Below are 19,505 nucleotides of genomic sequence, written 5' to 3'. Positions count from 1 at the left end.
TATGGACTATGACGCATCAAATGATGGAATTGTATGATTATCACGTATGGGCAAACACAGTAACAAAAAACCGATTTATCGATCAGCCGAAAACAACGCAAGAACATGCGAATGAGCATTATAAAGTTCCACTTCGTACGGCGGTCCGGGCGACGGAACCTGCAACGATCATTTGGCAGCATAGATGGGAAGGCGGGCTTGTACAATGGATGTAGGGAATCAAACATAGAGGAGTGTATAACGATGACACACCATGCGATTGAAATGTTCGAATTCCATGTGTGGGCAAATCGAACAATGATCCAGCGACTGAAGGAGATTCCTCATGATGTATACACCAAGGAAGTACAGAGCTCATTCTCATCGATCTCCAAGGCGATGCCGCATATCTACATTGTGGATACCAACTGGCTAGGTATTGTTATTGGGAAGAACATGCGCGATTCCGGGCACGAGGCGCGAGCGTTGACCGAGCAAGTCGAGGCGAAGTCATTGGATGAGCTAGAAGCCGCGTTCGAGGCGCTGGCTGAAGGATATCGGGATTTTTTCAAGACTTGTGAAGATCTAAATCAGACATTTGTACTTGATAACCCGTATACCGGTGTGAAGGATGTCAGTTATGGGGAAGTGATTCTGCAGGTGGTTAATCATGGCACCTATCATCGCGGCAATATCTCAACTATGCTTCGTGACCAAGGACTTCCGTCGGTCATGACCGAATATGCGCTGTATTGGTATTCCAAGTAAAAAAGATAAGGGAGTCGCGGCTTAGCTGCGGCTCCCTTTGTTATATTCATGATTCGTATGCCTATCATGCGTTCTTCGACGGCTGAATCATTCGAGCTCTTCCGATGAGGAAGCTGGCGAGCAGCGCAAAACCAATAAAAAGAACAGCGACGATAAATATATCATGTAACGCATGGCTGAATACACGTTGAAGGCTAAGTAAGGCGTCGTGAGGCAGAATTGAACGGATTTCTTGATCGAGCAGTGTCTGCGGGTTTGTAAGCAGAGATAACGTACCGTCTGAGGCTGTAGGCAGTTCGGTACGCAAATTGCCAAGACCCGCAGTCATTCGTTCGGTTAGCATGCTGCCGAGGATGCTTACTCCAATCGTACCGCCAATAGAACGGAAAAATTGCGATGACGAGGTCGCAACGCCGCGGTGGTTCCAGTCGACTGCACCCGCAGCTGCTGTACCGAGCGTCGGGTACACGGCACCCATACCAAGGCCTGTGATGATCATGTAGACCATGATTTCCGTTATGGACGTATGCACATCCATGCTCGCCATCAGACCAAATCCCGTCATCATGGTGATGAGGCTGCCGACTAGAATCGTGCGATAGGAGAATCGCTGCATCATTCGTCCGCTCGTCGTTGAAGTGACAACCGTAGATAACATCAACGGGGTTAGAATGTAGCCCGCCATCGTGGGACTTACGCCGATCACCCCCTGTACGAACAATGGAATATACGCAATGGCGCCGAACATCGCTGCGCTCATACAGAAGCCAATCATACTGCCGAATGAAATCTCTCGAATCCGGAATAAATGTAGAGGGATGATCGGTTCTTGGGCCCGGGATTCGATGAAGACGAAGGCTCCGAGCAGCAGTCCTCCTAAGACAAATAGTGCGATAATAGAGGTATAGCTTGTGTTCTGACTGGGATCACCCAGTACAAGGGCCAAGAGGATGGAGATGATTGCACTGGTTAGAGTAATCGCCCCAAGCCAATCTATGGCGCGTTTCCCTTCAGCCGTTCGATTATCGGTCAATCCGATGCGAATGAAGAAGATCGCCATAAGTCCCAGCGGAAGATTGATGAAGAAGATCCAGCTCCAGTGGACGTAATCCACCAAGGCACCTCCGAGTGTCGGGCCGATGATGCTGGAGATGGCGAAGACCGTCCCGAATAAACCCATAAATTTTCCACGACGTTCCGGAGGGAAGATATCTGCAGCAATGGTCATAGATAGCGGCATTAAAGCTCCAGCACCAAGCCCCTGAACTCCGCGGTATAGAACGAGTTCCATCATCGTGGTTGCGAACCCGCATAAGAGGGAGCCGATAAGGAAAATGGTAAGTCCAATGAGATACATCTTACGTCGCCCGAATAGATCCGCTAGCTTCCCGTAGATCGGCATCGTGGTCGTCGAAGCGAGCATATAGATGGCAAAAACCCAACTATAGAGCGATAGCCCGCCCAATCCCTTTGCAATGGTTGGCATGGCTGTTGCTACAATCGTCTGGTCGATGGAAGCGAGTACCAAGCCAAATAATAACCCAGTCGTAATGAGCGTTGTGTTTTGTTTGGTTACGGACACGTGTGAAGACACCTTCTTTCTTTATAATGCAACACTATGTTGCTTTTGCGATGTTGTGTTGTTTATAATAAAGCGCAAAGAAGGGACTCGCAACCGACAATATGGAGGTGCCTGTTGCTTAAACAACACAATAGGGCCCCATGTTGTAGATCGATAAAAAATGAGACAGGGAGAGACGTATATGTCGCATGACCAAGAACAGATCGATCCGCGAATCAAGCGTACACTTCTCGTTATTTCGGACGCGATGATCGTGCTCATGAATGAGAAGGGATTCGAGCATGTCACCGTGCGAGATATTACGCAGCATGCGGAGATTAACCGAGCTACATTTTATCGCCACTATGTGGACAAATACGAGTTGCTCGACAAAATCGTAAGGAATCGTATGGAGGAATTTTTCGCTGCGATTTCACTACCATCGAGCTTTGCGTTCGAGGATTTATCCTTAGATCCGGAAATCCCGCCAAGCTCTTTCATTCGCTTGTTCGAGCACATTGCAGAACATGCAGCCTTCTATCGTCTAATGTTAAGTGATAAAGGAATCCCGGGCTTCGCCGGACGCATGGAGCAGATAATTCGCGAATCCTTCTATCATCGTCTACAGCTCGCGGAAGCCGATTCGCAGGCGATGCCCAAGACTCCGATGGAGTTGGTCGCTCGTTACGCAACATCGGCTCATTTGGGTCTTATCACGTATTGGCTCGAAGCGGGGATGCCGTATACACCTGCTTATATGGCCTTGCAGCTTAAGCGGCTGCATATGTTAGGTCCGACACAGGTTGTGATTGTAGGATAGAGTAAAGAGCAGTCCCAAGATGAATCATGGGAACTGCTCTTTTTCGAATGTGTTATTGTATTGTGTAATAATCCGTACGTAGTATGCTTTTCGTCGCAATATTTTGGAATACGTCTCCTGCTTTGACATAGACGCCATCATCTTCATTGATCGGTCGATACACGCCTTCGCTAGTTTTGTGCAGGAATAGCACAACTTCTTGATTTTCTGTGAGTAAAACAGTAGCAGCTGAGACCACGTGGAGGTTCCCGAACGTTCCACCCATTTGAGAGACGATAATTGTGTCGTTAACGGGACTGGAGTCTTCTTTGATCACATCAAGAATTATGACTTGTGTATTGGTGAGATACGTAGAAATATTGTTTTCAACGAATGAGTTGTTGACCCGATACGCTACCTTTCCACGAATGACAAGGTCTGCGGCAGCTTCCAGCTCATTTTCATCTTTATAAAAGACAGGCCACGATGGGTTTAGATACAAGGTCTCAATCTCTTTGATGATTGACGTTGTTGGTGCCTCGGAAGAGGTCGTGGAATGGGGGATATGTAGTTGTACGGGATCCATTTCACTTCGAAATGAGCATGCTGTGAGGAATAAGACACCCAATATCATGATCATTTTCTTCATTTTCCCACCACCTCCATCCCTAAAGACGGCTTCCAAGAGCATAATGTTTCACTTGCATCAAGACAGGTAATAAAATAAAACGACCCCTTTATTGTAGAGGGATCGCTGATCTTGTCGATTTTACTGCTCTGTTAAGCTGGAGAAATGGAGCGTGTTCGCGTTCGAGATATTCTGGAATACCCCGCCTGTGCTGACATAAATGCCATCATCCTGGTTAATTGGACGATAGGTGCCGTCCCCATTGTCGCGAAGGAACAAGACAACATCTTGCTCTTGATTCAGCAAGGTAGAACCATCTGCCTGTACTTTGAGATTCCCGAAGTCTCCTCCCATTTGCGTTACTGTAATCGAACTGTCCACTTGGGCAGCATCGCCTTTAACAATATCAAGAACATCGATTTGACTCAATGTTGCATAGGACGTTGCATCGCCTTGGCGGAAGAAACTCTGACCGGATTCCACTACTTTTCCACGGACGACAAGATCTGCAGCCGCAGCAAGTTCTGCTTCGTTCGCATAATAGATAGCCCATGAAGGATGCATATGGATTACTTCTTCGCTATCAGCGCCAGCTGCTGGTTGTTCTTCTGGCGGATTGTTCATGAAAAATGCCGGATATAGACCGTTCACCACGGAAATATCGGAGGAAGCCGGCGAGAGTGGTCTGTTCAGGGAACCCGTGCTTGTAAAGGTATATGGATTCATGATCGAAGAAGTCTCCACGACGGACGTATGATTGAGGCCCAAGGAATGTCCGATTTCATGCGCTGCAACTCCTGCTTTGATACTGCTCGTATATTTCGTTTGATTCGTGAAGTATGTATTCAAGTTCAATGTCGCCTTTGTAATCGTGCCGCTCAACGTGGAATAGGAGGCATTTCCATCCCAATCTACATTTGCATTATAAAGATCTGTCGCATAATACGTTGCATCCACACCCAATTTCGCAGTCACCTGGAAATTCGAGGAATTCTTCCATTTGGATGCTCCACTAGACCAAGCCGATAAATCTGCACTACTAGAGACAGATAGCGTTTGCGTACGGCTAGCCCATTTCCCGAAGGATGTTGGTGCTGCGAACATAGGCGTACTGCCAAGCAATAAAGTAAGACTGGTAGCTACGGCTACAGCCATGGTACCCAGCCTTTGTTGATTTCTTCCCATCATAAAACCTCCTACAATGTTAATAAATGACAAATATATCATTCTGTACAAATTTACAAAAACCTTCTTTCTATGAAAATATTTTCCTATATATGACAAAAAAGTGGAATAATTAGTTGGCACAATACGGTTTGTTTGCCGCGTTTGTTTTCTGTAATTTTAGGAAAATACTAGCAACTTTTGTATTGAGAATCACGTTAAGATGTTATGTATTTCGAGGAAAGGAAGATCTATGTAGGATGAAAAAAATATGTTGGATGATCATGGTCTTGTTATTATTCGTCCCTTCATTGGCAGTTGCATCGGATACATCTAAAGTCAATCAATCTATGATCTCGTTTGATTTTAGGAGTTCGAAAGCGATCGATGACCAGCACCGTCTTTTGATTGACAATTTCTTGGGTAAAATCGAGTGCATTGATCTAGCAACATTTACACAATTGTGGGAAAAGAAGTTTGATTTCATCTATGACATTCGGATAATGAATAATCCATCCAAGATCATCGTCATCGCCAAAGACAGGGGCAAAGTGATGAAATTTACGCTAAGTACCGAGGGGGAAAGTTCTGACGCAGCAGGGAATTGTAATTCCTACAGTTCAGACGTGGATGAAACAGAACAAATCTGTCCATATCAGTTGGTCACCTCCCGCCTCTGGTTCGACAGAAAAGCTTGCCGTTTATTCGGAAGGTCCGGTATTGATCTATGAATATCCTTGGAAGAAACCATTGTCGAAAATCGATGTGAATATCCCACCTAGTTCATCATATGAAAGAGTCTTAACAGGGGAGTTTGAATTGGAATGGCCTTATCTCATTGTCCAGCATGAGGGGGGAGCTCTAGTGCAAGTGCGGGAGTTCTATTCCATCTACAATGCAGTCACGAAGAAAAAAGTCGATATTCTGATGGATTGGAACACCTCCAGCGATTTTACGATAGAACAAGGCGTATTAGTGGTTAATAATTCAAGTATTACACCAGGTCCGGGCGGACCCTTGCCAGCCCCCGGTAACTTGGTCTATGGAAGGTATGATATCACAACAGGTAAACCGATTTATGAAAAAAGAGTCGTTTTCCATAACAATGAAAGCTTTTGGAGGACGAAATATGATCGACAACAACTCCTGTTGATGGATTCGGACACAAGTACGATGACGCAGGTTGATCAGAAAGGCAATGTTCTCTCGAGTATAGAAATGGAGAAGGTATGGACATATTCAGGTTTTCTCGGTTTCTATCAACAGAATTTTATTCTGACTAATCGGTCGAAGGATGGAATTATTCTGGAGCGTATTCCAGTCAAGACGGGTATAAACGATTCGGAGAACATCGAATGACGTTAGAAGATTGAGGTGATTTGCTCTTGAAAACTTTAACGATCCTACTAGCATTATTACTATTAACAAGTTGCTCGGCGAGTCAGATCGGGGAGAAGACAGATACAGTCACGGTGAATCATGCCATCGCTTCTATTTCTTCACCGAGTGTGAAATGGAATGATCGTGTGTACCATGAGACAACGGAAGAAGTGACGGATATCGGGGAAGAAATCGGCGAGATTGCAACGCAATCGACGGACGAGATGCTGGAAACCCCGAATAATCATGCGACTTCCTATCCGCCAGGAACCAAGTTGTTCGCAATCCAAGGCGTTGATACGTCAGAAGCGATTGCGATTCAAGCGAGTGAGTCGATATACTATAAAGCAGTTACGAAATGGTAAATCCGTTCTTGACCCTATGTAAAAAGAGGAAGGCAGCTCCCATCATTGTGGGAACTGCCTTTTGTGTTACTTGGTTCTTACACCATAACTTTACAGATATCGTTCGTGAAGGCAACCGGATCTTGGATCGGCAATCCTTCAATGAGTAGCGCTTGGTGGTAGAGAAGATTCACATACAAGTTTAACTTCTCTTGATCCCCAGCATAAGCGTCTTTGAGCGATTTGAACACATCGTGGTTGACGTTGATTTCAAGCACCTTGTCGGCTTTTACATCTTGGTTGTTCGGCATAGCGCTAAGGATTTTCTCCATCTCAATCGTAAGCTCACCTTCCGTGGAGAGGCAGACCGGATGGCTTTTCAAGCGTTTCGAAGCTTTGACGTTATTCACTTTGCCTGCGAGGATCGTCTTCATGTGGTCGAACAAGGCTTGATTATCCTGTTCTTCCGCTTCTGCAGCCTTGTCGTTCGCATCCGCTTCGATGCCAAGATCGCCGCTGGATACGGATTTGAAGGCTTTATCCTTGTAGTTCATGATCATCTTGATCGCGAACTCATCAATATCATCGGAGAGGAACAAGATTTCGTAGCCTTTATCCGCCACAAGCTCGGTCTGTGGAAGCTTCTCGATCCGCTCGACGGATTCGCCTGCTGCGTAGTAGATGTACTTTTGATCTTCCGGCATACGCGCGATATATTCATCCAGCGTAACCAGCTTCTTCTCGGTGGAAGAATAGAACATGAGCAGATCTTGCAGTGTTTCTTTGTTCATGCCGTAGTCGCTGTATACACCGTATTTCAGCTGTCTGCCGAAAGCTTTGAAGAACTGCTCATACTTCTCGCGGTCATCCTTCAAGAGGCTAGATAATGCACTCTTAATTTTGTTCTTGATGTTCTTCGCGATCAAGCTCAGCTGGCGGTCATGCTGCAGCATCTCCCTGGAAATATTGAGGGAGAGGTCTTCGGAGTCGACCAAACCTTTGACGAAGCTGAAGTAGTCCGGCAGCAGGTCTGCGCATTTATTCATGATCAATACGCCGTTGGAGTATAGCTCAAGGCCTTTCTCATATTCTTTCGTGTAATAATCGAAAGGTGTACTCTCTGGAATGTAGAGGATCGCATTATATACGACAGCACCGTCAGCACTGATATGCAAATGCTTCAGCGGCTTGTCGAATCCGTAGCGTTTCTCCGCATAGAAATTATCGTAATCCTCGGCTGTTAACTCGTTTTTATTTTTGCGCCAGATCGGCACCATGCTGTTGATTGTCTGTTCTTCTTGGTAATCCTCTAGTTCTTCGCTACCTTCAACGGGACGCTTGCCTTGCACATCCATCTTAATTGGGTAGCGGATGAAGTCGGAATATTTCTTGATGATGGATTTGAGGCGATATTCCTCTACATATTCATCGTATTGATCTTCTTCCGTATTCGGCTTGATGTTAAGGACAATTTCTGTTCCCACTGTAGCCTTCTCGCATGGCTCAATCGTGTAGCCGTCAGCACCTGCTGATGCCCATACATAAGCTTCGTCACTTCCGAAAGCCTTACTGTATACCTTCACTTCGTCTGCAACCATGAAAGCCGAATAGAAGCCGACGCCGAATTGACCGATGATGTTGTGTCCGTCTTTCGCTTCGTTCTCTTTCTTAAAGGCTAGCGATCCGCTCTTCGCGATCACGCCGAGATTGTTCTCAAGGTCTTCCTTCGTCATCCCGATCCCCGTATCAGTAATCGTCAGCGTACGAGCTTCTTTGTTCGCAGTGACCTTAATGAAATAGTTCTCTTTGTCAAAAACAAGATTGTCATTGCTAAGGGCCATATAGTACATTTTGTCAATGGCATCACTCGCGTTCGAGATTAACTCACGCAGGAAAATTTCTCTCTGCGTATAGATGGAGTTAATCATCATTTCCAGTAATCGTTTGGATTCGGCTTGAAATTGCTTCTTAGTCATGAATAAATCTCCTTTCAAGGTTAAAAAATCAGATATGTGTTGCTGCTATGATTATGTAGTACGGCTGCAAGGGTGATTAGCACTCTGGATGAATGAGTGCTAATTCTTACTTCTATATACCATATTCCAAAATTGGGTGTCAATAGCGGAGGGTACGTCTCGTCTGAGAATCAAGGGGTGCATCTTAAGATCATCTCTGCTAAAATAAGAAAAAAAGCGGGATGTGACTGGCGAAAATGAGTGGAATGAACCACGAGGAAGCCTCCCGCTCTACCGATCCGTTCGCCTGGGGAAAAGTATTTGCAGAAGATTCGTATGGTACGAGTCTGCTGTGAATACTTTTTTTTGTTTCTTATTTTATTCAAATAGGAGGTTGTCGAAATGACGACAATAATGAAGGCGAAGGAAGCAGCAGACCAAGTGTATGAGAATGTGAAGCAGCATGTAGAAGAATGGAAGGGGAGAGGGCACGAGCCCCGGCTAGCCGTCATCCTGGTGGAAGGGGATCCGGCATCCGCGTATTATGCGCAGTCAAAGCAGAAGATTGCACAGCGGCTCGGGGTTGCATTCGATCTCTATGAATACCCGCAAGCGGTGCATGAGGAAGAGATTATGCAGCAAGTGGCACAGCTGAATGCCGATGCCGACGTGCACGGGATTATGCTAGAGCTTCCTTTGCCGAAGCATCTATCGGCGACAACCATTGTGAATGCGATCGCACCATGGAAAGATATTGATGGGGTGACCCCGAGCAATCAGCGAGCGACCATTACAGGGGAAGCGGGACTCTATCCAGCTACGCCGCAGGCTTGCATTCAGCTCCTGAAGCATTACGGCTATCCATTGGAAGGGAAGAATGTGACCTTGATCGGCCGGGGGCAGACGGTAGGATTGCCGTTATTCCATCTGCTTCAGCATGAACAAGCGACTGTGACGGTCTGCCATTCGAGAACGCCAGATATTGCGTTGCATCTGCATCATGCGGATATTGCGATTGCAGCGGTAGGGCGCGCACATATGATTCAACCGAATATGGTGCATGCGAAGCTCGTCTTTATTGATGCAGGCATTAATGAAACGGATGAAGGGAAGATTGTCGGAGATATTTCGCCTGACGTGGCCCCACATTTACAAGCCGTATCCCCCGTACCTGGCGGCGTTGGGACGTTAACGACGGCCATTCTCTATCAGAATCTCATGAAGGCCATCCGTCTGCAGAAGGAGGTGCGTTAATCATGCGTACGAACCTATGGGATCAATCCATTCGGACTTTTATAGAACAAGCGGGGAGCTCAAGTCCTACACCGGGTGGAGGCAGTGTCGCTGCGCTTGTTGCGGCATTAGGCGCCTCGATGACCTCGATGGTAGGCAACCTCTCGCAAGGCGAGAAATATGCAGCTTATCAGGAGCAGATTCATGAGACATTAGAGCGGGTGAACACGCTCACGACAATCTATGAACAACTGCTTGCGCAGGATATGGATTGCTTCGAGCAGTACGTGGCCGCTCTCAAGCTGCCGCGGAACTCCGAATCGGAGAAAGAAGCACGTAAACAGGCACTGGAACAAGCGACGATTCAGGCGATTGATGTGCCGATCCGTCTGATCGAAGCATGCCTTGCGGGGGTGCGGTACGCGAAGGGAATCGCTGATTGCTGCAATCCGCATGTGCTCTCTGATCTAGGAATCAGCGCGATCTTGCTCGAGGCTGCGGCACAATCGGCTTTGTTGACGGCTCAGATCAATCTAGTGTCTTTGACAGATTCGCTACAACAGAAATATAGCGACACGATCACGCAATTAATGCGAGACATTGATACGTTCAAGCAAGTGACGATGATCACGGTAAAAAGCCGCATGGGCGTGTAACGACCGTCCCGCTTACTTGAATGTAAAGAACCCCACCTAGTATACTTAAAGTATTCTTCCAAATTGAGGTGAACGGAACATGGCTTTCCAGATGATTCGAGGTAGATAGTCTCCGGGCTGGGTAACACGCGTACCAGCTATCAAGGGGGTCGTATGCCCTTTTGCATAACGGAGAATATCCACTAAGGTCAATTGGCAGGCTTTTTCGTTTGTATATGAATCATTATGGAAGGTGGCAGAAATAGACATGAATGAACAAGAATATCGACAATTTTATGATCAGGTTGGTGCAATGAACGGCTGGGATTTCAGCAGGATGAAAGTGGTCTCGGAAGGGATACAGTGGGATCTCTATCAAGAAGTCACGAGGGTCTGCAGAAAGTCGGATCTCCTCCTGGATATCGGTACGGGTGGGGGAGAAGCGCTGTTAGCCATTGCGGATGCCGTACTACTAGCAATTGGCATAGATTGTTCTTCTGGCATGATGAAGACGGCAGAGAATAACTTAAGACAAGCGGGGAAATCCAATGTACGATTCCATCAAATGGATGCGGAGCGACTCGTTTTTCCAGATCGGTTGTTCAATATCGTCTCTTGCAGACACTCTGAATTTCATGCGCAAGAGGTTGCTAGAGTACTAGCCGACGACGGAATCTTCTTCACGCAGCAGGTCAGTGAACGAGACAAATGGAACTTGAAGCAAGCGTTCGGAAGAGGGCAATCCTGGGGAATCTCGGATGGCACCTTGCAGCGTCGATATATCCAAGAGTTAAGGGACGCAGGCTTGAAGGACATTCAAGTCTATGAATACAATGCGACGGATTACTATGAATCCGTTCAAGATCTCCTATTCCTATTGAAGCATACGCCGATCATTCCGAACTTCGGTCAGGACGAGATGGACTATACGATCCTCCATCAGTTCGTAGAGGAGCATCAGTACGATCGAGGGATTCGAACGAATTCCGAACGATTTATGATCGTAGCACGCAAATAATCAACCCCAAGATCCTCGTTATGCAATCGATAACGGGGATCTTTATACATAACAGAGGAGATAAGTTATGATGATACGCAAAGCCATGACAGAAGATTGCCACAACCTAAGTAACCTAGCCTATCGATCCAAAGCGCACTGGGGATATTCCGAGGACTTCCTTGCGAAATGCAGAGATGATCTGACAGTAACCGAAGCCTATTTGGAGCAGCATCTTGTGCATGTCATGGAGCGAGATAACGAACTTATAGCATTTTATAGTTTCTCGGTCCAGGACAAGAAGCTGGATGCGTTGTTTATTGACCCGGAGCATATCGGGAAGGGCTACGGCAAGCAGATGTGGTCCGATCTGCTAAGCAAGGTGAAGGCGCTGCATATTGCAGAATTTACATTAGATAGCGATCCTTATGCCGAAGCGTTCTATGCCATAATGGGAGCGAAGCGAATTGGAGAGGTTGCTTCTACTGTATTCCCCGATCGCAAGCTCCCGCTGATGCACGTCTATGTGAAGTAGCTCGGGGAAGCCGTTATATTTTCAGCGTAAAATGGATGCGATGCAAGCGCAATACAGCCTCGGATGAGAAGCCACGGCGAGAATCACAGACCAAAAGCCACAACCGTCTGGTTGTGGCTTTTGTCTAAAAGTTATTTCCCGATATCATCCATATATTTGAGCCATTGCTTCTTGTATTCTGCCTGAATTTTGTCCAGCCCTGCTTGCTTGGCCTTCTCCATGAACAATTTCAAGCCGCCCTCAACATCACTAACAAGACCTACGTTAAGCGGGTATAGATATTGCTTTTCCACTTGTAAAACAGCTGCTTTCTCAGCTTGATATGGCGTCCAATCCTCAGGGAACCCTTGGAAAATTTCTGGTCTCGCAACTTTATCGAATTCTTTGAACATGGCCAATACAGAATCAAAGCTCTTATCAAACAGCATGAACTCCGGATTTCTCCATGCCCAGCTCTGCATACCTTCTCTCGGGAAACCGCTCGACTGCGAGTCACCGATCATTTTATAATACTTGCCGTCCTCAACTTCGAAGTTTTTACCTTCAATTCCGTATTGTGTCAGCCAATTGTATTTTTTATCCGTAACCAATTTTTCATAGAAAGCAAGCGCTCTCTCTGGATGCTTGCTGCTGCGCGGAATGGCAAACCCATTATGAATTGGATGTACCGGCGAAGCAAACCCTTTCGCATTTGGATAAGGGAAGTAACCTAGCTCCCAATCCGGGTGAGTCGATTTGATTTTGATGACGGAATCGTTGAAACGGTTCGGATTTTCGCCACCCAGAACAGCAGCTGCCTTACCGCTTGCAAATACATCATGCGCACTATCTTTTACATTCAGGACGTTCTTTGGCCAGTACCCTTTGTCAGCCCATCTTTTGTACATTTTCAAATCTTCAAGATGCTTCGGAGAACCCCAATAAGAAGTTATATCTCTTGGAGTATCATACATCATAATCTGACCATATGGAATGTTACCACTGCTGTTAATGATCTTGGTTGTTAATTGAAGGATTGCATCTGTTTGATACCCTTGATTATCGGCTAATGGAAGCATATTCGGCTCGTTCTTACGGATTCCGTCCAAATATTGCTCTAATGTTTCAATCGATTCAGGTTTCGGCAAGTTGTATTTCTTGCGCAAATCTTCTCTATAAGCAATACCTTCGTTAACATACTCTTTCCATGTTGCAGGAACGGTGTAAATCTTCTTGTCGACTTTGACTCCTTCCCACATGTCCTTCGGTACAAACTCATTTAATTTTGGCGCAGCCTTTGGCAGTAGATCGTCTAATGGAAGGAAGGCGCCTTTCTTCGCATAGGATTGATATTGCGTCCAGTCTGCTGTGAAGATCAGGTCAATCGGCTGCCCCGAAGACAACAGAAGCTTATATTTCTGTTCCCAGTCTGTCCATGTCGTAAAATTGAACTTCACCGTTGCGTTCAAATCGGCCGTTGCCAGCTTGTTGATCTCTTCCTGAATGATCGGCAAATCCTTCGGCGCGTCTCCCAGCATGTAGAATTGAAGCTCGACCTTTTCGGAGGTATCGATCCCACCCGGCTTATTATCCTTTGAATCCGAAGTGTTGGCTGCAGTTCCGTTGTCCTTCGTCTGTGTACTGTCGGTCGTCGTATTCCCGGCGTCTTTCTCCTTACTGCCACCGCACCCTGCAAGCATACTTGCCGCGAGCGTCATGATCATGCATACCGAAATTATCCTACGCTTTACCATCCGTATTCCCCCTATAATAGAATAATATATGTCAGCCGAATGCAAACAACAATAGATTTGTTTACTTCGGTACTAACCTTTAACTGCGCCAATCGTCAACCCTTTTACAAAATACCGTTGCACGAACGGGTACAGGAACACGATAGGTCCTGTAACGACAAGCGCCATTGCCATTTTGGTAGATTCCGTCGGAATTTCTTTAGCAAGGGTAACACCTGTGCCTGTTGCCATCTGCGATAAAAACAGCATCGTATTGACCGTATTGTATAAGTAGTACTGCAGCTGGTACATGCTTGTGTCATTAATGAACAGTGAAGATAAGAACCAGTCGTTCCAATAGGTCAGCGCCAAGAACAACCCAACCGTCGCTACGCCCGGCATGGATAACTTAAGCACAATGCTATAGTAAATTTTGAAATCACCTGCCCCATCGATTTTGGCCGACTCGAATAATTCCTCGGGAACAGCTGATTTTATGAAATTTTTCATCAAAATGATGAGAAACGGCGTCATCAATCCCGGCAAAATAAGAACGGCGTATGTGTCTGACAAATTGAAATATTTGGTGATCATGATATACCACGGTACAAGTCCGCCACCGAACAACGTAGTGAAATAAATGAAGAAGGAGAATTTATTGCGATACTTAAAATCCTTCCGTTGCAAGACATATCCTGTCATGGTGATGAGAAATAGTCCGGTTACCGTTCCAACAACCGTCACAAATATCGTTACGCCATAAGCTTTCAGTAGTTGGTCCGGGAATGTGAAGATCATTTTGTACCCTTCCAGTGAGAACACTTTTGGAATCAAATGAAATCCGTCTCGGATAATCGATTCGTTCGATGTCAATGAACCCGAAATCATAAGTAGAAAGGGAAAGAGACAAGCAAGTGAAAACAGCATGATGATCAAATAGGCTGACGTTTTAAATAACAACGACATGCCGGCATTATTATCTTTCAAGGTAGTCCCTCCTTTATATCCGTCTAGAACAAGGCATAATCCTCGTTTATTTTTTTGATGATATAATTCACCGACATAATAAGTACAAATCCGAACAGCGATTGATACAAGCCAGCTGCTGTAGCCATACCGATATCAAAATTCACCTTCAACGAGCGGTAAACATACGTATCGATAATGTCCGTGACATCAAACAGTAGACCGTTATTCCCTACGAGTTGATAGAATAGATCGAATTGTCCCTTCATAATGCTGCCAAGCGCAAATAACAAGAGGATCACAAAGGTTGGCTTAAGCATCGGCACCGTAATGTGCCAGATTCTCTGCATGATATTAGCTCCGTCAATTTTGGCAGCCTCATAATATTCGTCGCTGATCCCCATAATTGCGGCCAAATAAATGATCATACTGTAGCCGAGATTCTTCCATATATAAAATACCGTGATAAGAATCGGCCAAACCCAAGGCGTATTATAAATATCCACCGGTGCAATCCCTAGCGATTTTAAAACCTGATTGAAAAATCCCGATTCGAAATTAAACATGTTATATGCGAGAACGCTAAGAAGCACAAAAGACATAAAGTAGGGCAAAAACATAATCGATTGGGAAAATTTCTTGAATAACTTGCCGCGAATCTCACTAATTAGAATTGCGATTGCAATAGCCAATACATTACCTAATATAATGAACACAACATTGTATCCGATCGTATTGATCGTTAGCTTCCATAATGCCCCTGATTGATATAGAAATTTGAAATTATCGAGTCCGACAAACGGACTTCCGAACAAACCGCCTGCAAAATCATAGCTTGTGAATGCATAATAAATACCGACCATCGGAAAATAGGAATTGATCAAGAAAAAAATAACTGTCGGCAATAGCATTAAAAACATGACTTTATTTTTGTTCAATTCGTAAAAAAAGCCTCTCTTCTTTAACATGTTCTACGGCCTCCCCCATATGAAGTGTGTTGCTTGCTATGTTCACAGTGTAGATCAGAGTGTTCCGACAAATATACTGTATCCTGCCGCATATCGCTGACAAAACTGCACTTTTCGGGAGTGAACTTTTTGTACATTCATGAATCTTTTCTACATTTGCACCCTTTACGAATTCAATAATTGAAAGGCATAAATTGATATTGTATACTTTCAGTACATATTGAAAGGGGTTTCATAAATGATGACAGTTCCAGAGTCCAGGGAGCACAAGAAAGTATATATACGAATCCTGATGAGCTTTATTGGTTGTGTGATCCTTACTCTGCTCGCGACATCTACAATCTTGTACATGAACTTCGAGGATATTGCGCTCAAGCAAGTCTACCATGCCAATTCCAACAGTCTTGTCCAGATCAAGAACGAAGTATCCAAGATGACCGAAACCGCGACTTCCCTATCATCACAAATTTACAACGATTCAGCCGTATCGAAATTACTGTATTATGAGAATCCGAACATTTACGATGCGATCTTCGCACAGCAGCAATTGGATAATTATCGGGCATCATTGCCATTTATTGAATCCATCTATGTGTATAACGCAAAATCCAAACAGTTCTACATCAGCTCACATAGCATGCGAAACGGAATCCAACCGAAAGCCGGGCTGGACGACGAAGGAATCTTGAATATTTTTAATAATTTCAAAAAATATAAGCCTTTTCAGCCCATTCCGAGAACGTACAACATCGGTTCGATCGAGAAGACCAAAGTGTCCAGCTACACCTACTTGTGCTACAGTGTCATCAACGATAATGACTTCTTAAATACAGCGGTAGTTGTCAACATTGCGGACTCCTGGCTAACTCAGCGTGTGGAGCCAACGGATGGGAATCCTGCGGGGGAACAGACATTTATCATGAATCAGGACGGAATTCTATATTCTAAAAACTGGATCAAGCCCATACTTACCGATTTATCCGATCTAAGCTATATTCAGAAGATACTTACGGACACGGATTCCTCTTCTTATTTTGTAGATACGGTGAATGGAGTTCGTTCATTAATCTCTTACACGTCTCCGGATACGTTAGGCTGGAGATATGTTCGCATAACCCCTTATGGCAACATTACACATGACATTAGCAAAATGCGTTTTCGGACGCTTTATATTATTGGAGGTATACTGCTCTTAGGATTATGTGTTTCTTATATTTATTCCCACAGAGTTTACCTTCCGTTCGATAAAGTCCTTCGCAAGTTCAAGACGCTGGAGGCCGAAAAACGAGATCATCAGTATATTTTGAAGCAAGATTTTCTGAGGAATACGATATTGGGGCGGGAAACGAATCTTTCAGGAGTTATACAGGAAAAGCTGCAATATTTTGAATCGAAATTAATCGTAGATCATCCATCATGCCTCGTTCTGCTCAAGATCGATCAATACGCCTATTGGTTGGAGCATTATCATGGAGATTTGAAGCTAATGAAGTATGCCATCATGAATATTAGCGCAGAAATTGCGTCCTCTACCTTTAACGTTGAGACCATTGACATGGGAGAGAATCATATTTTGCTGATCCTGAATATTCGCGATCCGCTGCAGGAACATAATCAGGAAGCGATGCTGGACATGATGCATGAAATGCAAACTTCAATTCTCAATCACATCAAGCTCTCCGTCTCTTTCACTGCAAGTCCGATGAATGAGTCGGTCGAACAATGGACCGGAGCGTACATACAAATCATGGAAGCTTCCATGCATCGGCTGTTTAAGGGACATGGGAGCATCATCTTTTCGCAAGACATCATGAATTTGAAATCCAAGGAATATGTTTTCCCCGCACATAAAGAGAAACAGCTCTCAGAAAGTATCATGAAGGGCAGTATGGACGAATCCCAGAGCATTTTCTGCGTAATCGTAAGTGAAACAGAACAATATCCCTTTGCGGTACTACAACTGGTCATTTCTCATTTAACGATTACGATCAACAACATCTTAAGATCCTTGCAAAAGAATAATGCTTTTATCGTTACGCCTGACTTCGATATGTCCGTCTCATCATTGAATCAAGCCGAAACGATGGAAGAGATCCATTTGCCTTTTTTCAAATTGTTCGAAGATATCAGCAGAATGCTGGAGGAGAAACGCAGCACGAAACATGAGGATTTTGTCAACAAAGTGCACGAGATCGTCGCTCAGCATTACAGCGATCCGAATCTTTCATTAAATTTCATCGCGGATCAGCTATCGATATCACCGATTTATCTAAGCCGGCTGTATAAGCAGCTAACCGTTAATTCGCTGTCTGATGTCATCGGTGAAATGCGCATGAACAAAGCGAAAGAGCTGTTGCGCCTTTCCGAGTATACGGTTTCTGAAATCGCTGAAAAAACCGGGTTTACGAACAGTTCGTACTTCTATAGGATCTTTAAGAAAAACAACGGCATTACGCCGAATGATTATCGCAAGAACACACAAGCTGCTGCTGATCATTGAATTTACTAGAAATTTGATGCCATGCCAACATGAAAAAAGAGTACCTCTCGTTCGGAGAGGTACTCTTAATCTTTTATACCGTTCGTTGTCCGGCATGATGCTTGCCTCGTGGTGCGTGTGTACGCGCTTTGGGTTTGGAAGGCCTCATTCCTGCTGGTCTCGAAGGCTTGTCGGTCTGCGGAGCAGGGACGAAGCTTCCGATCGGATAAGGATGCTCTTTCACCTCGGGGATCTGCTTCTTAATTAATTTCTCAATATCCTTCAGGTAAGGGAACTCTTCTTCTTCACAGAAGGAAATGGCGATTCCGCTCATCCCCGCCCGTCCTGTACGCCCAATGCGGTGAACATAAGTCTCAGGGATGTTCGGCAGATCGATATTAATGACATGCGAGAGCTCCTCGATATCAATACCCCTCGCGGCAATATCCGTTGCGACCAGGATACGAGTTGCGCCGCTCTTGAAATTAGAGAGCGCTGATTGACGCGCATTCTGCGATTTATCACCATGAATGGCTTGCGCTGTAATATCCGCTTTCTTCAGTTCACGCACCATGCGGTCTGCGCCGTGCTTGGTCCGAGTGAATACCAATGCTGAGCCGATCGATGGATCCTCCAGCAAGTGCTTCAAGAGATGTCGTTTATTGCCCTTTTCTACCTTATAGACGGATTGCTGAATGCGGTCCACGGTCGAAGATACAGGTGTAATTTCGACTTTCACGGGATTCACGAGAATCGATTTGACCAATTTCGTAATCTCTGGCGGCATCGTGGCGGAGAAGAATAACGTCTGCTTCTCACGCGGCAGCTTGCTCAGAATCCGCTTCACATCATGAATAAAGCCCATGTCCAGCATACGATCGGCTTCATCCAACACGAGGGTGTGCACATCATGCAACTGGATGCACTTCTGGTTGAGCAGATCAATGAGTCTTCCCGGTGTTGCAATTAGGATGTCCGTTCCTCGGCTGAGCGCTCGCTCTTGTACGCGCTGGGACACACCTCCAACGATCGCCGTACAGCGCAAATCTGTAAATTGACAATACGCGGTGATATTATCTGCGATTTGGATCGCAAGCTCGCGTGTCGGTGATAAGATGAGGGAACGAATTGGGCGAATCGAACCGGATTTACGCGGTTGGTTCAGTAATCGATCAATGATCGGCAGCGAGAAGGCAGCCGTCTTCCCTGTCCCTGTCTGTGCGCAGCCAAGCAGATCTCGGCCGGCTAACACGGAGGGGATTGCCTGTTCTTGTATCGGTGTTGGCGTTGTATAGTTCTCTTTAGCTAAAGCTTGTAATATAGCAGGGTTTAATTGTAAGTCGTTAAAAGTCATATTGTCTCCTTCATATGGAACGGATTTGGATCATTTACGTCATAACAT

Annotated in this window: 19 protein-coding genes and 1 riboswitch; of the genes, 11 read left to right on the top strand and 8 right to left on the bottom strand. The window is 45.3% G+C overall.

Annotated elements, in window-relative coordinates; genetic code table 11:
* Nucleotides 1-8: 8 nt before the first annotated feature.
* Both C558_RS0111080 and C558_RS0111075 read left to right on the top strand, forming a co-directional pair.
* Nucleotides 9-215 (top strand): hypothetical protein, encoded by a 207-nt coding sequence (locus C558_RS0111080; RefSeq protein ID WP_018756338.1) that lies wholly within the window; start codon nt 9-11, stop codon nt 213-215.
* Nucleotides 216-243: 28 nt separating this feature from the next.
* On the top strand, nt 244-747 hold the full coding sequence (locus tag C558_RS0111075; protein WP_018756337.1) for a DinB family protein: 504 nt from the start codon (nt 244-246) through the stop codon (nt 745-747).
* A 64-nt stretch (nt 748-811) separates the two neighbouring features.
* On the opposite strand, the gene C558_RS0111070 is transcribed toward C558_RS0111075, so the two are convergent.
* Entirely contained in the window at nt 812-2,329 is a 1,518-nt protein-coding gene (locus C558_RS0111070) for an MDR family MFS transporter (protein WP_018756336.1), read from the bottom strand.
* Nucleotides 2,330-2,510: 181 nt separating this feature from the next.
* On the opposite strand from C558_RS0111070, the gene C558_RS0111065 reads away from it, so the two are divergent.
* Complete coding sequence (locus C558_RS0111065) at nt 2,511-3,128, top strand: TetR/AcrR family transcriptional regulator (protein WP_018756335.1); 618 nt, start codon at nt 2,511-2,513, stop codon at nt 3,126-3,128.
* Nucleotides 3,129-3,180: 52 nt separating this feature from the next.
* On the opposite strand, the gene C558_RS0111060 is transcribed toward C558_RS0111065, so the two are convergent.
* Nucleotides 3,181-3,756: a rho GDP-dissociation inhibitor gene (locus C558_RS0111060; protein WP_018756334.1), complete on the bottom strand. Its 576-nt coding sequence runs from the start codon at nt 3,754-3,756 to the stop codon at nt 3,181-3,183.
* Between the two features lie 120 nt (nt 3,757-3,876).
* On the bottom strand, nt 3,877-4,923 hold the full coding sequence (locus C558_RS0111055) for a matrixin family metalloprotease (RefSeq protein ID WP_169445355.1): 1,047 nt from the start codon (nt 4,921-4,923) through the stop codon (nt 3,877-3,879).
* A gap of 254 nt (nt 4,924-5,177) precedes the next feature.
* Here C558_RS0111055 and C558_RS0111050 point away from each other — a divergent pair, with 254 nt between their 5' ends.
* The 3 genes from C558_RS0111050 (at nt 5,178) to C558_RS0111040 (ending at nt 6,644) form a co-directional block, all read left to right on the top strand.
* A complete protein-coding gene (locus C558_RS0111050; RefSeq protein ID WP_211220751.1) occupies nt 5,178-5,630 on the top strand; it encodes a hypothetical protein in 453 nt (150 codons plus the stop codon).
* A gap of 133 nt (nt 5,631-5,763) precedes the next feature.
* Entirely contained in the window at nt 5,764-6,258 is a 495-nt protein-coding gene (locus C558_RS0111045; RefSeq protein ID WP_156826063.1) for a hypothetical protein, read from the top strand.
* A gap of 26 nt (nt 6,259-6,284) precedes the next feature.
* Nucleotides 6,285-6,644: a hypothetical protein gene (locus tag C558_RS0111040; RefSeq protein WP_018756330.1), complete on the top strand. Its 360-nt coding sequence runs from the start codon at nt 6,285-6,287 to the stop codon at nt 6,642-6,644.
* Between the two features lie 77 nt (nt 6,645-6,721).
* On the opposite strand, the gene htpG is transcribed toward C558_RS0111040, so the two are convergent.
* The gene (gene htpG, locus C558_RS0111035; protein WP_018756329.1) at nt 6,722-8,599 is read right to left on the bottom strand and encodes a molecular chaperone HtpG; all 1,878 of its coding nucleotides are present in this window, start codon (nt 8,597-8,599) and stop codon (nt 6,722-6,724) included.
* Between the two features lie 213 nt (nt 8,600-8,812).
* Nucleotides 8,813-8,898: riboswitch (ZMP/ZTP riboswitch) on the top strand.
* 82 nt (nt 8,899-8,980) lie between these two features.
* Between htpG and C558_RS0111030 the strand changes: the two genes are divergently transcribed.
* The 4 genes from C558_RS0111030 to C558_RS0111015 all read left to right on the top strand — a co-directional run bounded on the left by C558_RS0111030 (nt 8,981) and on the right by C558_RS0111015 (nt 11,978).
* Nucleotides 8,981-9,832 (top strand): bifunctional 5,10-methylenetetrahydrofolate dehydrogenase/5,10-methenyltetrahydrofolate cyclohydrolase, encoded by an 852-nt coding sequence (locus C558_RS0111030; protein ID WP_018756328.1) that lies wholly within the window; start codon nt 8,981-8,983, stop codon nt 9,830-9,832.
* Between the two features lie 2 nt (nt 9,833-9,834).
* Complete coding sequence (locus C558_RS0111025; RefSeq protein WP_018756327.1) at nt 9,835-10,467, top strand: cyclodeaminase/cyclohydrolase family protein; 633 nt, start codon at nt 9,835-9,837, stop codon at nt 10,465-10,467.
* Between the two features lie 247 nt (nt 10,468-10,714).
* Entirely contained in the window at nt 10,715-11,464 is a 750-nt protein-coding gene (locus C558_RS0111020; RefSeq protein ID WP_018756326.1) for a class I SAM-dependent methyltransferase, read from the top strand.
* A gap of 67 nt (nt 11,465-11,531) precedes the next feature.
* Nucleotides 11,532-11,978, top strand: coding sequence for a GNAT family N-acetyltransferase (locus C558_RS0111015; protein ID WP_018756325.1), 447 nt, complete (start codon nt 11,532-11,534; stop codon nt 11,976-11,978).
* Between the two features lie 131 nt (nt 11,979-12,109).
* Here C558_RS0111015 and C558_RS0111010 read toward each other — a convergent pair whose 3' ends face one another.
* The 3 genes from C558_RS0111010 to C558_RS0111000 all read right to left on the bottom strand — a co-directional run bounded on the left by C558_RS0111010 (nt 12,110) and on the right by C558_RS0111000 (nt 15,624).
* On the bottom strand, nt 12,110-13,711 hold the full coding sequence (locus C558_RS0111010) for an ABC transporter substrate-binding protein (RefSeq protein ID WP_018756324.1): 1,602 nt from the start codon (nt 13,709-13,711) through the stop codon (nt 12,110-12,112).
* 72 nt (nt 13,712-13,783) lie between these two features.
* Nucleotides 13,784-14,656 carry a carbohydrate ABC transporter permease gene (locus C558_RS0111005; RefSeq protein ID WP_040674845.1) on the bottom strand — a complete coding sequence of 291 codons (873 nt, stop codon included), beginning with the start codon at nt 14,654-14,656 and terminating at the stop codon, nt 13,784-13,786.
* A 44-nt stretch (nt 14,657-14,700) separates the two neighbouring features.
* The gene (locus tag C558_RS0111000) at nt 14,701-15,624 is read right to left on the bottom strand and encodes an ABC transporter permease (RefSeq protein WP_018756322.1); all 924 of its coding nucleotides are present in this window, start codon (nt 15,622-15,624) and stop codon (nt 14,701-14,703) included.
* 238 nt (nt 15,625-15,862) lie between these two features.
* On the opposite strand from C558_RS0111000, the gene C558_RS0110995 reads away from it, so the two are divergent.
* The gene (locus tag C558_RS0110995) at nt 15,863-18,124 is read left to right on the top strand and encodes a helix-turn-helix domain-containing protein (RefSeq protein WP_018756321.1); all 2,262 of its coding nucleotides are present in this window, start codon (nt 15,863-15,865) and stop codon (nt 18,122-18,124) included.
* A 73-nt stretch (nt 18,125-18,197) separates the two neighbouring features.
* Here the strand turns inward: C558_RS0110995 and C558_RS0110990 are convergent, their stop codons facing one another.
* Complete coding sequence (locus tag C558_RS0110990; protein ID WP_018756320.1) at nt 18,198-19,457, bottom strand: DEAD/DEAH box helicase; 1,260 nt, start codon at nt 19,455-19,457, stop codon at nt 18,198-18,200.
* Nucleotides 19,458-19,505 lie beyond the last annotated feature (48 nt).

The sequence above is a fragment of the Paenibacillus terrigena DSM 21567 genome (assembly GCF_000374845.1).
Lineage (GTDB): Bacteria > Bacillota > Bacilli > Paenibacillales > Paenibacillaceae > Paenibacillus_K > Paenibacillus_K terrigena.
This window is presented reverse-complemented; position numbering and strand designations above follow the sequence as displayed.